Source organism: Bradyrhizobium sp. Unk1 (assembly GCF_059512345.1).
This window is the reverse complement of the sequence record NZ_JCAMOP010000001.1, coordinates 403,359-417,936: the sequence shown is the minus strand read 5'-3', so window position 1 is coordinate 417,936 and position 14,578 is coordinate 403,359. Positions and strand designations below refer to the sequence as shown.

At 62.7% G+C, this 14,578-nt stretch carries 15 protein-coding genes; 8 read left to right on the top strand and 7 right to left on the bottom strand.

The annotated features are described in order from the left end of the window. Positions 1–182: 182 nt before the first annotated feature. On the top strand, positions 183–1,514 hold the full coding sequence (locus AC5ZFO_RS01785; protein ID WP_282518724.1) for an Hsp70 family protein: 1,332 nt from the start codon (positions 183–185) through the stop codon (positions 1,512–1,514). Between the two features lie 273 nt (positions 1,515–1,787). Here AC5ZFO_RS01785 and AC5ZFO_RS01780 read toward each other — a convergent pair whose 3' ends face one another. Both AC5ZFO_RS01780 and AC5ZFO_RS01775 read right to left on the bottom strand, forming a co-directional pair. Beyond that, positions 1,788–2,231, bottom strand: coding sequence for an SRPBCC family protein (locus tag AC5ZFO_RS01780; RefSeq protein ID WP_282518723.1), 444 nt, complete (start codon positions 2,229–2,231; stop codon positions 1,788–1,790). Positions 2,232–2,414: 183 nt separating this feature from the next. Beyond that, complete coding sequence (locus tag AC5ZFO_RS01775) at positions 2,415–2,852, bottom strand: DUF2147 domain-containing protein (protein ID WP_282518722.1); 438 nt, start codon at positions 2,850–2,852, stop codon at positions 2,415–2,417. Positions 2,853–2,996: 144 nt separating this feature from the next. Here AC5ZFO_RS01775 and AC5ZFO_RS01770 point away from each other — a divergent pair, with 144 nt between their 5' ends. Both AC5ZFO_RS01770 and AC5ZFO_RS01765 read left to right on the top strand, forming a co-directional pair. Then, positions 2,997–3,557, top strand: coding sequence for a DUF2975 domain-containing protein (locus AC5ZFO_RS01770; protein ID WP_282518721.1), 561 nt, complete (start codon positions 2,997–2,999; stop codon positions 3,555–3,557). A gap of 11 nt (positions 3,558–3,568) precedes the next feature. Beyond that, a complete protein-coding gene (locus AC5ZFO_RS01765; protein ID WP_282518964.1) occupies positions 3,569–3,811 on the top strand; it encodes a helix-turn-helix domain-containing protein in 243 nt (80 codons plus the stop codon). A 153-nt stretch (positions 3,812–3,964) separates the two neighbouring features. Here AC5ZFO_RS01765 and AC5ZFO_RS01760 read toward each other — a convergent pair whose 3' ends face one another. After that, complete coding sequence (locus AC5ZFO_RS01760; protein ID WP_282518720.1) at positions 3,965–4,654, bottom strand: hypothetical protein; 690 nt, start codon at positions 4,652–4,654, stop codon at positions 3,965–3,967. Between the two features lie 556 nt (positions 4,655–5,210). Between AC5ZFO_RS01760 and AC5ZFO_RS01755 the strand changes: the two genes are divergently transcribed. From AC5ZFO_RS01755 to AC5ZFO_RS01745, 3 genes are all read left to right on the top strand, one after another. Further along, positions 5,211–5,420, top strand: coding sequence for a cold-shock protein (locus tag AC5ZFO_RS01755; protein WP_028151479.1), 210 nt, complete (start codon positions 5,211–5,213; stop codon positions 5,418–5,420). A gap of 97 nt (positions 5,421–5,517) precedes the next feature. Beyond that, positions 5,518–5,760 carry a transcriptional regulator gene (locus AC5ZFO_RS01750; protein ID WP_282518719.1) on the top strand — a complete coding sequence of 81 codons (243 nt, stop codon included), beginning with the start codon at positions 5,518–5,520 and terminating at the stop codon, positions 5,758–5,760. Between the two features lie 54 nt (positions 5,761–5,814). After that, positions 5,815–6,039 carry a hypothetical protein gene (locus tag AC5ZFO_RS01745; protein ID WP_282518718.1) on the top strand — a complete coding sequence of 75 codons (225 nt, stop codon included), beginning with the start codon at positions 5,815–5,817 and terminating at the stop codon, positions 6,037–6,039. A gap of 184 nt (positions 6,040–6,223) precedes the next feature. On the opposite strand, the gene AC5ZFO_RS01740 is transcribed toward AC5ZFO_RS01745, so the two are convergent. After that, on the bottom strand, positions 6,224–6,406 hold the full coding sequence (locus tag AC5ZFO_RS01740; RefSeq protein WP_282518717.1) for a hypothetical protein: 183 nt from the start codon (positions 6,404–6,406) through the stop codon (positions 6,224–6,226). A gap of 305 nt (positions 6,407–6,711) precedes the next feature. Between AC5ZFO_RS01740 and bioB the strand changes: the two genes are divergently transcribed. Beyond that, entirely contained in the window at positions 6,712–7,698 is a 987-nt protein-coding gene (gene bioB / locus AC5ZFO_RS01735; protein ID WP_282518716.1) for a biotin synthase BioB, read from the top strand. A 317-nt stretch (positions 7,699–8,015) separates the two neighbouring features. Here the strand turns inward: bioB and frc are convergent, their stop codons facing one another. From frc to AC5ZFO_RS01720, 3 genes are all read right to left on the bottom strand, one after another. Continuing rightward, positions 8,016–9,293, bottom strand: a complete 1,278-nt coding sequence (frc, locus tag AC5ZFO_RS01730; RefSeq protein WP_282518715.1) for a formyl-CoA transferase — start codon at positions 9,291–9,293, stop codon at positions 8,016–8,018. 147 nt (positions 9,294–9,440) lie between these two features. Continuing rightward, complete coding sequence (gene oxc, locus AC5ZFO_RS01725) at positions 9,441–11,174, bottom strand: oxalyl-CoA decarboxylase (protein WP_282518714.1); 1,734 nt, start codon at positions 11,172–11,174, stop codon at positions 9,441–9,443. Between the two features lie 74 nt (positions 11,175–11,248). After that, positions 11,249–11,944 (bottom strand): GntR family transcriptional regulator, encoded by a 696-nt coding sequence (locus AC5ZFO_RS01720; protein ID WP_166105920.1) that lies wholly within the window; start codon positions 11,942–11,944, stop codon positions 11,249–11,251. A 348-nt stretch (positions 11,945–12,292) separates the two neighbouring features. On the opposite strand from AC5ZFO_RS01720, the gene AC5ZFO_RS01715 reads away from it, so the two are divergent. Next, on the top strand, positions 12,293–14,422 hold the full coding sequence (locus AC5ZFO_RS01715) for an acetate--CoA ligase family protein (RefSeq protein WP_282518713.1): 2,130 nt from the start codon (positions 12,293–12,295) through the stop codon (positions 14,420–14,422). Positions 14,423–14,578: the final 156 nt, after the last annotated feature.

Genomic DNA, 14,578 nt, shown 5'->3' with positions numbered 1-14,578 from the left:
CATCCCGCATTGCGGCATAATGATGCGTTAAAGCGGCCGTTCCGGGCTGAAAATTGCAAAACGGCTGCTGAAGCCGCGCATTTGAGCGGATTTGGACGGAATCCCTGCGGATCCGGGCCTTGGCAGGGCAGGTCAAAGCCGTTAGTGGTCTGCCCCCTTCCAACCAACTGTCAGAGTGTTTCATGTCGAGCGCCTCGGCCGCCGTCTCGATCGGCATCGATTTTGGGACCAGCAACACGGTCGTCGCGATCGCGGCGGACGACCGCCGGGTCGAGGCCATCCGCTTCGACCACGGCGGACAACGGCACAGCGTCTACGTGTCGGCCCTGTGCTTCTGGGAGGACCGGCCGGGAGCCGGAGCCCAGGCCGAGGGCGGCCCGTGGGCGATCGAGCAGTTCCTCGAAGGCCGCCACGTCTACCGCTTCCTCCAGTCGTTCAAGACCTTCGCTGCGAGCAGCAGCTTCAACACCACGCAGGTGTTCCGGCAGCGCTACAAGTTCGAGGATATTCTGGCGGCGTTCCTGCGAACGCTGGCGCGCCATGGCGGAGACAGGTTCGGCTTCGAGACGTCAACCATCACGGTCGGCCGCCCGGTGCGCTTCGCCGGTGGCAATCCCGACGAGGCGCTGGCGATGCAGCGCTATCGGGCCGCATTCGAACGCCTGGGCGCCGGCCACGCGCGCTATGTCTACGAGCCCGTGGGCGCCGCGTTCTCGTTCGCCCGCCGGCTGGAGCGCGATGCCACCGTGCTGGTTGCGGATTTCGGCGGCGGCACCAGCGATTTCTCCGTGATGCGTTTCTCGCGCGTGGGCGGTGCCTTGCGTGCCGAGCCGCTTGGACACGCCGGCATCGGGATTGCAGGCGACACGTTCGATTACCGCATCGTCGACCACGTCGTCTCGCCGCGGCTGGGCAAGGGGTCGAGCTTCCGCTCGTTCGACAAGGTGCTGCCGGTCCCCACCGGCCACTACACCAACCTCGCGCGCTGGCATCAACTCGCGATGATGAAGAGCAACGGCGATCTGCGCGAGCTCCGCGAGCTTGCGCGCACCGCGCTGAAGCCTGCTCTGCTCGAGGACTTCATCACCATCGTCGATCTCGACCTCGGCTTCTCGCTGTACCGCGCGGTGTCCGACGCCAAGGTGGCGCTGTCGGCGCACGATCAGGTGGAATTCCGCTTCAAGGGCGGCGGGGTCGATATCGGCTCGACCATCACGCGGAAGAATTTCGACACCTGGATCGCCGACGATATCGCCCGGCTGGGTGCCACGGTCGACAAGGTGCTGGGCGAAGCCGGCATCACCGCGCGTGAGGTGGAAAAGGTGTTTTTGACCGGCGGGACCTCGTTCGTGCCCGCCGTCCGAAAGCTGTTCGCCGAACGGTTCGGCAACGAACGGCTGATGTCGGGCGACCAGTTCGAGTCGATCGCCTACGGCCTCGCGCTGATCGGACATAGCCCCGACCCCGATCGCTGGACCGCAGGCGGCGGGATAGAGCCGAGAGCGGGCGCGTAGGCCCTTTGCGCGATTTGAGTGCGCGCCTCGTCCTTCGAGACAACCGCTTCGCGGTTTCCTCAGGATGAGGCTAAGCAGCATTGGCGCCCGCTGAAATTGCTGCCGTGCCCTCCTTCCTCATCCTGAGGAGCCCGCAAAGCGGGCGTCTCGAAGGATGGCCACAATGAAGGTGCGCGTCAGTGCCGTAGGGTGGGCGTGCCACCATCTTTCCGAGGTTGAGAGAGATTGGCGGGCACGCTGCGCTTTGCCCACCCTACGATACTGATGTTGCCGCTACTGGTTGATCTCGGGCTCGACGAGCTTTGCCAGATTGCGCAGCGATTCCTGCCAGCCGAGATAGCAGGCCTCGGGCGGGATGACGTCGGGGATGCCGGCCTGGGTGATGTCAACCTCGGTGCCGACCGAGACCTTCTTCAGCGTCACGGTCACCTCGATCACGCCGGGCAGATTGGGGTCGTCGAATTTGTCGGTGTAGCGGAGCCGTTCGCCGGGGACGAGCTCGAGATACTCGCCGCCGAAGGCGTGGCTGTTGCCCGTCGTGAAATTCCGGAACGACATCTTGAACGTTCCCCCGACCTTGGGCTCGAGGTGATGGACGGTGCAGGTAAAGCCATTCGGCGGTAGCCATTTCGCCAGCGCATCCGCCTCGAGGAAGGCGCGATAGACTTTCTCCGGGCTGGTCGAGAGAACGCGGTGCAGACGTACAGTGCTGGGCATGTTCTTTCATCCTCTTGCATTGATGGGCCCGACCTTGGCGTCTACGGCCCATTCATGTCTCAAGGACGACCGGGATGCCGCCGATCCGACATGGCATTGCAGATAAACGGGGGCCGCCGAAACCGGCGGCCCTGGATGTTGTCTTTGATGCTGTCTTTGAAGTTGTTCGGATCGGTTTGCCGCTCACCGCGTCCAGTCTTCACCCGCGCACAACGTTCCCATGCAGCCCCGGACATTGAGATTGCCCGAAGGCAGCAAGGTGACGGTGCTCGCATAGGTCTTTCCGTCGTCGGCATTGTAGATCCTGCCCGACCATTGATTGGCGCCGGCCGCCTGCATGTCGATGAACAGGGAGATGCCGACGATCTTCCGGCCGCGCAACGCAGGATCGCCGTTATGGTCGTCGAGCTGCGCCTTGCCCGTCTTCTTGTCGATCGGCTCCTTCAGCCAGACGACCCTGCCGCATAGCGCATTGCCGCAACGGCTCACCTTGATCCTCGCGTCGCCCGACTGTGTCAGCCAGACGCCGGCGGGACCGCTGGCCGTTGCGGCTTCGGCGTTTCCAAGCGGGGAGATGGACAACAGCGCTGCGAGCAGGTGCCGGACGAGGGTGGAACGCATGGGGGCTCCATGTTGGATAAATTGTCATGAAATATTTCATGATAAACGATCAATATATCGCGCTTAAGGTTGGGTCAATCACACGGAACATGCATATTAGGGGAGGTTGGTTGCCTGGAAATTGCGGAGTGCTTGGAGATGGGTGTGGCGGAGATATCGGTACGGGAGGCCCGGCAGAGCTGGTTCCGGCGTCTCGATCTTGCGTTCTGGGCGATCTGGGCGGCACTGCCGGTGGTGGTGTGGCTCGCCTACCTCCGGAGCACGACCGCCTCCGCCTCGATCGCGGCGAGCCTTGGTCCCGACCAGGTGAAATGCGCAGGCCTCGTCGCCAATCCGCTCGAGATGTCGCGCCCGGGACAGCTGTTGTTCTGGACGCTATTTGCGCTTCAGCTCTCGTTCTTCGCCGTGTTGATCGGCATCCTGCACCGTATGGTGCACCGATTCGCACGCGGCCGGATCTTCGTATCCGAGACGCTTCAGGGCGTGTGGTGGATGGGGATCATTCTGGTGATCTGGCCGTTCATCGACCTGATCACCGGCAACGCGGTGGCTTATGCCTTGCACGAGATCGGCGACGTCAAGTTCTTCCTGCCGTCCTACAACCTCGACATCGGCACGATCGCGGGCGGGATGTTCCTGATGGCGCTGAAATTCGTCATCGAGCACGCCATCCTGCTGCAGTCCGAAAACGAGCTGACGATCTGAGGTGAATGCTGGTGCCGATCGTCGTGAACCTCGATGTCATGCTTGCGAAGCGGAAGCGCCGCCTCGGGGACCTTGCCGACGCAATCGGCATTTCCATCCAGAACCTGTCGGTCCTGAAGACGGGCAAGGCGAGGGCGATGCGCTTCTCGACCCTGGCCGCGATCTGCCGCGAGCTCGATTGTCAGCCCGGAGACATCCTCGAATATGTCGCGGGCGAGGAGGGAAGCGACGGGGACGCAGGCGAGGGGAGCTGAGCTCACGCCTGGCGTGACTTGTGCGCCTTCGGGCTGCACGCGAGAACCTGAAACACATCATCCATGTGCAACGGTTGGCCGTTTGCGCGCTCACTCGAATCGAGTTCGCCTGGTGAGAGCTCTACCTCGCGGGCCGGCCGGACGATCGATCCGTCAGATCGCTGCCACATCCTGCGGCGTCATCGTGAAGGCGAGCCGGTAGCGGCCGATCGTCGGATTGTCCTGCGCGCCCAGAGCGCCAAGCGCCGCCGGCGAAAGTCGGTCGGCGGTCACCTGCTCGATCGCGTCGGCATCGTAACCAGACAGCAGCATGATCCAGTCGGCGGCCCCGTCCTTGCCGCGGATCTGCTGCTCGGTGGTGGGCGAGCTGGTCCGGGGCGTGTCGGTCAGGAGGAGGTGGGCGCCGGTCAGTCCCGGCATCTGCGCCAATTTGCCGAGCATCTCCGAGAGATGTGTCTGCAACTCCGCCTCGCGCCCGGCCTCCGGCGAAAGCCGGATGGTGGCGAGCGAGGTCGCGACGCCACCGCCAAAGCTGGCGGCGACGCGGCACTGGCTGCGGACCATGCCGAGATGATGCGGCATCATCTTGGTCGACCATGGCGTCGGCGCGTTGAGCCGATCGAGATATCCCTTCGACGTGAGCACCTCGTACCGCTCCAGCTCGTACAGCACGAAGAAGCCTTCGGTGTCCGTCGTGCTGGTCCAGCGAGATCCGCGCCGGAAGCCGGGAATGCTCATCCGCTCGGGAAAATGTTCGTGGGAATGCCAGTCGCCGAACTCCGCACGCTGCTCGGGGCGGACGCTCCACCACATCGCGACGGCGGCCTTACCGAGCAGTGACATGCTGACCTCCCTGTTTTCCAGCACCTTGCCTTGACGCCAACGCCGGGAGCAAGTCGTTCACGCTTCCAGTCCGACCCCGTACTGTCAGGTGCGATCTGCGATCCCTTCGCGGTGGTGCCCGCACGTGTGGCGCTTGGCAGCCTTTCGGTGCCCGTAGTCGATTTTGGCTGGAGGGAGAGTGGTGCGGTTCTTCCGAGAGCAGCTTGCTGGTGGTGTACGGTGAGCGCTCGATAACGCGACATCGTGTCGACGCTCTCAGGCGAGCACGGTCAGCTGGCACCAATCGCGGCTGCGAACGCGCAACTCACCTTGTCTCAGGCGCCTTTCGGGCCTGAATCCTCAAAGTTGAAAAAGTTCCACTGCGGCCCATGAGGCATTAAATCCCGCCAAGCCTTGCAACTGGCGATGATGGGGTATACCGTGATGCTTGTTCGTTCAGCCGCTGTGCCTTGTTGAATGCGCCCGCGGGCTCCTTTTCCAGAGACATCGACGAATTGAATCTGGTTCCGCGTGAGTGTCACGCGGAATATGCGCGTATGCGCTTTGGAGAAGAATAATGACGACAGGTACCGTGAAGTGGTTCAACGGCCAAAAGGGCTTTGGATTCATTCAGCCCGACGACGGCGGCAACGATGTGTTCGTTCACATCAGCGCGGTCGAGCGGGCTGGTCTCTCAGGTCTCGCCGAGGGCCAGAAGGTCAACTTCGAGGCCAAGACCGACAAGATGCGAGGCAAGGTCAGCGCAGAGAATCTCTCGCTGGCTTAAGATACTGCGCCGTTTCACGGATGTACTGAAACGGCCACGCTGCCCGCTCGATCCCAGGGATTGAGCGGGTTTTGTCCGTTGTCGGAGTGGGTGAAGCATGAGCGGCAAGAAGTCGGCTGAACCGTCACCCCAAAGCATTGCGCGTTCCAACCGTCAGCGTTTGGCGGCCGAGGAGGGAACGCGGGCCATGGCGGACGTCGAAAGACAGGCCGTCGATGTTCGCAAGAACATGGCGCGGCTTCGCGAGCTGCGCGAAGCCAAGGAAGCGGCCGATGCAACTCTTCAAGCATCGTTGCCGGCGCCGACCCTGACGAAGCGCAAGAGAAAGCTGTCGCAGTAGTCGATTTCAACAGCGCCGACGAAAATCTGGAGAGGGCCGGTCACATGCCAAAGAGTGCGGATCGTGCCTAGGGTCAAGTCGGACAGCGGCGGCACAATCACCTTCTTTCTCGCGCTTGGCGCAGGCCGGCAGATGTGCCGCCTTGCGACTACGTTCCAGACGCAGAAACAGGCCTTCAGCTATCTTCAGAAATACCGGACGGAGTTCGAGCGCATTGCGCGGAGCCGGCTGGCTTCCGGCGAGCTCGAAGACGGGATCGTCGTGCTCTCGATGCTCTAAAGCATGAGCCGGAAAAGTGCGAAGCGGTTTTCCGAAAAGATCATGCTCAAGCAATAACCTAAAGTGCGAGACGATTTATTCCGATCTCATCGCGCTTTAGGTCCGGCATCGATTTCGACGCAGCGCCTTCAGCGCGACCTTCAATCGCCCGGACATAAGATCGTAACCAGCCAGAGAGCGTTTCCTATTCGGAGCGGTTTCCCGACTTGGCCTCGCGGGCCAATCGCTCCGCCTTCAGGCGCTCGCGGTTCTCGTTGAAGGAGTGCTGGTCCTTCGCATAGTCATTCATCGGCTTCTGCGTTTTGACAGGCTTGAACGCCTTGTTGGCTTCACGCTTGGCCCGATCCGAGGATTGATCTCTCAACATTTCGACCTCGTTTTGATCAACAAGCTGTGACAGGACAAGTGCTGGCCGACGCCTCCCACCCGCAAACGCTGTGCGTGGGCTTGCTACCTTTCGGGGCGAGAAGAAGACCAATTCTGCAGCGTTGCGCAGATGCTTTTGCGATGTGTTTCAGTTACTCGCCTTGGCGGCTGCGTTGCTCGTACGTCGGGATAGCACGCCGGCTTAGCTAACAACGGCACGCCGCCGCTTATGTTCCAGGGACCCTGCGGACTGGCGCCAGGTTTGCGATAGTGCGATGGTCCCGCCGCAATGTCAGGAGATGTGTAATGTTCGGTGTGAACGACGGGGAGACAATCCCCGCGAAGGAAAGGCCGCAAAGGTCTCAAAGATGGACCGGTGAAGATGCATGGGCGGCTTACCAGCTTCCCTTCAACGATCTGCTCTTCCGTTCACAATCCGTACATCGGGAGCATTTTGACCCAAATCGCGTGCAGTTGAGCCGGCTGCTGAACATCAAGACAGGTGGTTGTCCGGAAGACTGCGGTTACTGCAGCCAGTCGTCGCATCATGCGACCGCTCTTGCAGCCTCCAAGTTGATGGAGGTCGGGAAGATCGTTGCCGAGGCACGTAAGGCAAAAGACAGCGGCGCGACGCGTTATTGCATGGGGGCGGCCTGGCGCAATCCGAAGCCGCGCGACATGGATGCCATTGTCGAGGTCGTCGGAGCCGTGAAGGAGCTCGGGCTCGAGACCTGCATGACGCTCGGCATGCTCGACCGGGATCAGGCCGACCGGCTGAGTGCAGCCGGGCTTGATTACTACAATCACAATATCGATACCTCGGAGCGCTACTATCCGAGCGTCATCTCCACCCGCACATTCGCCGATCGTCTCGACACACTGGAGCATGTCCGCGAGGCCGGCATGAAAGTGTGCTGCGGCGGAATTCTCGGTATGGGTGAGAGCGAACAGGACCGCGTCGACATGCTGGTCACGCTCGCCAACCTCCCGGAAGCGCCGGAGAGCGTGCCGATCAACATGCTGATCCCGATTCCGGGAACGCCGATGGCGAAGGCGACGCCGATAGGTCCTATCGAGTTCGTGCGCATTGTCGCGCTGGCGCGTATCATGATGCCGGCCTCTTTCGTGCGACTCTCGGCGGGGCGGTCGGCGATGACCGACGAGATGCAGGCGCTGTGCTTCTTTGCCGGTGCAAACTCGATCTTTGTCGGCGACACGCTGTTGACTGCGGGCAATCCGCAGGACGAAGCCGATCGGAAGTTGTTTGGCCGGCTGGGGCTGGAGGCCCTCTGACCTTTTTTGCAAGCCGCTGAGCCGCTTTCCCGATCATGCCCTGGCCGTTGGGTGGTTTGTCCGACGAACAACCCCTCGGCCGCTCTTCGCCGGGCAGGATATTGGCTTTGTCGGATCATGGCATAATGCACCTGTTTTGCCCGACGTGTCAAAGGGCGTTTCGTAAAATACGAAATCGTCTTGTGGCCAAGGGGTTAGCTACTGTGCATGGGGTTGTTTTTCAGTTTTTAAGTTTGAGCCGCGACCGCACGGCCTTCTGAAGCAAAAAGGGCCGCCCCTTCGGGCGGCCCTTTCCTCTTGGCTTGAACTAGATCCGCTTACTCAGCGGCCTGCTTCTGCGGCGGGTCGAGCGCGCCGGATTTGTGGATGTCGGCGACCTGGTGATCGCTGAAGCCGAGCACGCTGCGCAGGATCTCGTCGGTGTGCTCGCCGAGCAGCGGGGAGCGCTCCACCTCGCTCGGAGAATCCGACAGCTTGATCGGGTTGCCGACCGAGATGTACTTGCCGCGGGTCGGGTGATCGACCTCGACCACGGTCCCGGTGGCGCGCAGCGACTGGTCCTCGGCGATCTCCTTCATCGACAGGATCGGCCCGCAGGGGATGTCGTCCTTGTTGAGGATTTCCATCGCCTCGAATTTCGTCTTCGTCATCGTCCACTGTTCGATGCGGCCGAAGATCTCGTTGAGGCGCGGCAGGCGGACCGCGGGCTTGGCGTAGTTCGGATCGGTCTTCCAGGTGGGCTCGCCGATCACGTCGCAGATCTTCTCCCAGACCGGAGCCTGGGTGATGAAGTAGATGTAGGCGTTGGGATCGGTCTCCCAGCCCTTGCACTTCAGGATGCGGCCGGGCTGGCCGCCGCCGGAATCGTTGCCGGCGCGCGGCACGGCGTCGCCGAACGGAATGCCTTCGCCGAACTGGCTGTATTCTTTGAGCGGACCATGCGCGAGGCGCTGCTGGTCGCGCAGCTTGACGCGGGCGAGGTTGAGCACGCCGTCCTGCATCGCCGCGGTGACCTTCTGGCCCTTGCCCGAATGCGTGCGCTGATAGAGCGCGGTGACGATGCCGAGCGCCAGGTGCAGGCCGGTGCCGCTGTCGCCGATCTGCGCGCCGGTGACGAGCGGCAGGCCGTCGCGGAAGCCGGTGGTCGAGGCGGCGCCGCCGGTGCACTGCGCGACGTTCTCATAGACCTTGCAGTCTTCGTAGGGGCCAGGGCCAAAGCCCTTGATCGAGGCGACGATCATCTTCGGGTTGATCGCCTGGATCTTCTCCCAGGGGAAGCCCATGCGGTCGAGCACGCCGGGGCCGAAGTTTTCGACCAGCACGTCGCACTTCTTGATCAGCTCGGTGAGGACTTCCTTGCCCTTGGGGTTCTTGGTGTCGAGCGTGATCGAGCGCTTGTTGTGGTTGAGCATGGTGAAATACAGGCTGTCCACGTTCGGGATGTCCTGCAGCTGGCCGCGGGTGATGTCACCCACGCCCGGACGTTCCACCTTGATCACGTCGGCGCCGAACCATGCCAGCAGCTGCGTGCAGGTCGGCCCGGACTGGACGTGGGTGAAGTCGAGAATGCGAACGCCCTTGAGCGCTTTGGTCATCGTATTGCTCCGTACTCTGTGTCTGCCCCTGCACCCGGCAGGGAATAGGGTTGAAGGAGAGGAGGCTAAAGCGCGCTTGGCGCTTCAGCTCTTTTGTTTGGGCATGATCTCTTCGGAAAACCGCTGTGCGCTTTTCCGGATCATGCCTTACTTCTTCTTCTGCAGAACGCTCTGCGGATTGAGGTTGCCGATGCGGCCGCTCTCCGAGCCCGCGGCCGGATCGATCACCGCGTTGATGAGCGTCGGCTTGCCCGAGGCCATCGCCTCGTTGACGGCGCGCTTGAGCTCGTCGGGCGAGGTGGCATTCACGCCGACGCCGCCGAAGGCTTCCATCATCTTGTCGTAGCGCGCGCCCTTGACGAACACCGTCGTCGCCGGATCGGCGTTGACGCTGTTGACGTCGGTGCCGCGATAGATGCCGTCATTGTTGAAGATGACGACGCAGATCGGCAGGTTGTAGCGGCAGATGGTCTCGACCTCCATGCCGGAGAAGCCGAAGGCCGAGTCGCCTTCCACCGCGAGCACGGGATGGCCGGTCTCGAGCGCCGCCGCGATCGCCTGGCCCATGCCGATGCCCATCACGCCCCAGGTGCCGACGTCGAGGCGCTTGCGCGGCCTGTACATGTCGATGACGCCGCGGGCGAGGTCGAGCGTGTTGGCGCCCTCGTTGACGAGGATCGCCTCCGGGTGATCCTTGATCACGTTCTTCAGCACGCCGAGCGCGCCGTGATAGTCCATCGGCGACTTGTTGTTCATGAGCTTCGGCGCCATCTTGGCGACGTTCTCGTCACGCTTGGACACGATGGCCTTGGTCCATTCGGCCGGCGGCGCGGTCCAACCCGTGCTGATCGCCTGATTGAAGGCCGATACGACCGAGCCGATGTCGCCGACGACGGGCGCGACGATCTCGACGTTGGAGTCCATCTCGCGCGGCTCGATGTCGACCTGGATGAACTTCTTCGGGGTCTCGCCCCAGCTCTTGCCCTTGCCGTGCGAGAGCAGCCAGTTCAGCCGGGCGCCGATCAGCAGCACGACGTCGGATTCTTTCAGCACCGTGGAGCGCGCGGCGCCAGCGCATTGCGGATGCGTGTCGGGGAGGAGGCCCTTGGCCATGCTCATCGGCAGGAACGGCACGCCGCTCTTCTCGACGAACGACTTGATCTCTTCGTCAGCCTGCGCGTAGGCCGCGCCCTTGCCGAGAATGATGAGCGGACGCTTCGCCGCCTTGAGCACGTCGAGCGCGCGCTTGATCGAAGCGGGCGAGGGGATCTGCGCGGGCGCGGCGTCGATCACCTTGACCAGCGACTTCTGGCCGGCATCGGCGTTCATCACCTGGCCGAACAGCTTTGCCGGCAGGTCGAGATAGACGCCGCCCGGACGGCCCGACACCGCCGCGCGGATGGCGCGGGCGAGACCGATACCGATGTCCTGGGCATGCAGCACGCGATAGGCCGCCTTGCACAGCGGCTTGGCGATCGCGAGCTGGTCCATCTCTTCGTAGTCGCCCTGCTGGAGGTCGACGATCTCGCGCTCGGAGGAGCCCGAGATCAGGATCATCGGGTAGCAGTTGGTGGTGGCGTGCGCGAGCGCGGTGAGACCATTGAGGAAGCCGGGCGCCGACACCGTGAGGCAGACGCCGGGCTTCTTGGTGAGGTAGCCGGCAATGCCCGCGGCGTAGCCGGCGTTCTGCTCGTGGCGGAAGGAGATCACGCGAATGCCTTCGGCCTGCGCCATGCGGCCCAAATCCGTGATCGGGATGCCCGGCACATTATAGATGGTGTTGATGCCGTTCAGCTTGAGCGCGTCGATGACGAGATGAAAGCCATCCGTCAGTTCCTGCTCGGTGCCCGGTGCTTCGGACTTGGTCGCGGTATTCAGCATGGGCCTTGTCTCCCTGGTCTCATATGCCGTTTTAGGCTTTGTGGGCGAATGGCTCGCCCTTCTGGTGAACGTTGCTAGGTGAACAGTTCCTGACCGTGCGCTTCGACGTAAGCGGCAAGGCCAAGGGTGTGGTCGCGGGCGCGCTTCTCGGCGAGCTCGGTGTCGCGCGCTTCCAGTGCTTCGATCATGCTGAGATGCTCGGGCAGCGAAGTGGCGGTGCGATCCTTGCGTCCGATGGTCAGCTGGCGATAGCCGCGCACGTGCAGCAGCAGATCGTTGGTGAGATCGACCAGCACCGGCGATTCCGACAGCGAGATCAGCGCCTGGTGGAAGGCGATGTTGGCGCGCGAATATTCCTCGACGTGATCCTCGGGCAGGCGGTCCTTGCCGAAATCCTTGAAGTAGTCGCGCAGCGCCGTGATGTCTTTCTTGCGTGCGGTGGTGGTGATCAGGCGGGCCGCCATGCTCTCCAGCGCCGCCCAGGCGCGGATCATGTCGACGATCTCGCTCTTGGTCCTGCGCACCACCATGATGCCGCGGCGCGGAACCGTCTTCACGAAGCCGTCCTGCTCGAGCATCGCGATGGCTTCGCGGATCGGGGTGCGGCTGACACCCAGGCGTTCGGACAACGCGCGCTCGTCGAGCATCACCGGCTCGGGCGTCGAGTAGATGTCCATCTTGAGGATGGCTTCCTTCAAGGCGTCATACGCCTTGTTCTTGAAGCTGCTCTCCGGGGCAATACGAACGATTGCGATATCTGCCTCGGTCATGTTCGGCAACGCCTTGGTTGGTTTCCGCAGTGACACGACGAATCTCCTCCAGTGGGAGTCGTCTTTTACAGGATTATTAACGGGAAAGTTTTTGGCATACCACATGCCAGAATGTCAAGCTGGCTATTTTTTGCGGCGTTCTAAGTCATGCAGCAGCTTGACAAGTTGGCTTCTGGCATACCAAATGCCATCGCCAGCCATTTTTGATCCAAAGCGGCGGAGTAATGTGGGCTTTATGCCACTCCGTTCCGCGACATGGAACAGAGCGCGGCGAATGGCAAGCATCACTGGCAGCCGCTACATGCGCGCGCTTTGAAAAGAACGAACTGAGGTCAAGGGAGAAGCCATATGTCCAATTCCAAAGATGCCGTCCGCAAAGTGCTCGACCAGGTCAAGGCGGACAACCGCACCAGCCTGACCGCGCCGGAAGGCAAGCTGGTCTGCGACGCCTACGGCATTCCGGTGCCGAAGGAGGGCGTGGCCAGGTCGGCGGGTGAGGCCGGCAAAATGGCCTCCTCGATGGGCTTCCCGGTGGTGATGAAGATCGTCTCGCCGGACATTCTCCACAAGACCGAAGCCGGCGGCGTCATCGTCGGCCTCAAGACGGCCGAGGATGCCGAGAAGGCCTACGAGACCATTCTCTCCAACGCCAAGAAGTACAAGTCCGATGCCAAGATCGAGGGCGTCCAGGTGCAGCAGATGCTGGCCGGCGGCACCGAAGTCATCGTCGGCTCGATCACCGACGGCTCGTTCGGCAAGCTGGTCGCCTTCGGCCTCGGCGGCGTGCTGGTCGAAGTCCTGAAGGACATTACCTTCCGCCTCGCGCCCGCAACCAAGGAAGACGCGCTCTCGATGCTCGACGGCATCCAGGCGCATGAGATTTTGAAGGGCGTTCGCGGCGGCGAGGCGGTGAACCGTACGGCGCTCGCCGACGTCATCGTCAAGGTCTCGCAACTCGTCACCGATTTCCCCGAAATCGTCGAGCTCGATCTCAACCCGGTGTTCGCGACGGCCAAGGACGCGATCGCCGCCGACGTGCGCATCGTCGTCGACTTCGCCTATGTGCCGAAGCCCAAGCCGCGCCCGACCGAAGAGATCGTCGCGGCCATGAGCCGTATCATGCAGCCGAAGGCGGTCGCCGTGGTCGGCGCTTCCGCCGAGGACGGCAAGATCGGCAACTCCGTGATGAAGAACCTCATCAACGGCGGCTACAAGGGCGACATCTATCCGATCCATCCCAAGGCATCCGAGATCCTCGGCTACAAGGCCTACAAGAGCGTCAAGGACGTTCCGGGCGTGATCGACACGGCCGTGTTCGCGATCCCCGCGAAGTTCGTGGCGGCGGCGCTCACCGAATGCGGCGAGAAGAAAATCCCGGGTGCGGTGCTGATTCCGTCGGGCTTCGCCGAAGCCGGCGCGCCGGAGCTTCAAGCCGAGATCGTCGAGGTCGGCAAGAAGTACGACATCCGCCTGATGGGGCCGAACATTTACGGCTTCTACTATACGCCGGCCAATCTCTGCGCGACCTTCTGCACGGCTTACGACGTCAAGGGCCACGCGGCGCTGTCGTCGCAGTCGGGCGGCATCGGCATGGCCATCATCGGCTTCTCGCGCTCGGCCAAGATGGGCGTCTCGGCGATCGTCGGCCTCGGCAACAAGTCCGATATCGACGAAGACGATCTGCTCGCCTTCTTCGAGCAGGATCCGAACACGAACCTGATCGCGCAGCACTGCGAAGACCTCAAGGACGGCCGTGCGTTCGCGGAAGCCGCCAAGCGCGTCTCCAAGAAGAAGCCGGTCGTCGTGCTCAAGGCCGGCCGCACCTCGGCCGGCGCCAAGGCGGCCTCGTCGCATACCGGCGCGCTCGCCGGTAACGACAAGATCTACGAGGACGTCCTGGCGCAGTCGGGCGTGATCCGCGCCCGTTCGCTGCGGCAGCTGCTCGAATTCGCCCGCGGCGTGCCGGTGCTGCCGACGCCGAAGGGCGAGAACGTCCTGATCATCACCGGTGCGGGCGGCTCGGGCGTGCTGCTGTCGGACTCCTGCGTCGACAACGGCCTGTCGCTGATGTCGATGCCGCCGGATCTGGATGCGGCCTTCCGCAAGTTCATCCCGCCGTTCGGTGCGGCCGGAAATCCTGTGGATATCACCGGCGGCGAGCCGCCGATCACCTACGTCAACACGGTGAAGCTCGGCCTGTCGGACGAGCGGATCCATTCGCTGATCCTCGGCTACTGGCACACCATCGTCACGCCGCCGATGGTGTTCGCCCGCAACATGGTCGAGGTGAAGAAGGAGATGGAGGCCAAGGGCTTCGTGAAGCCGATCGTCGCCTCGCTCGCCGGCGACGTCGAGGTCGAGGAAGCCGCCGAATATCTCTACCAGAACGGCATCCCGGCCTACGCCTACTCCACCGAGCTTCCGGTCGAGGTGCTCGGCGCCAAGTACAAGTGGGCGCGCGGAGCAGGGCTGCTCTGAGTATGACGAAGCCGCTTCGATATGATCCGGAGCGGGTGGTTATTCACCTCTCCCCGCGTGCGGGGAGAGGTCGAATTGCGAAGCAATTCGGGTGAGGGGGACTCTCCACGAGTCTGACTGTCACCGTCCTCGCGGAGACTCCCCCTCACCCTGACC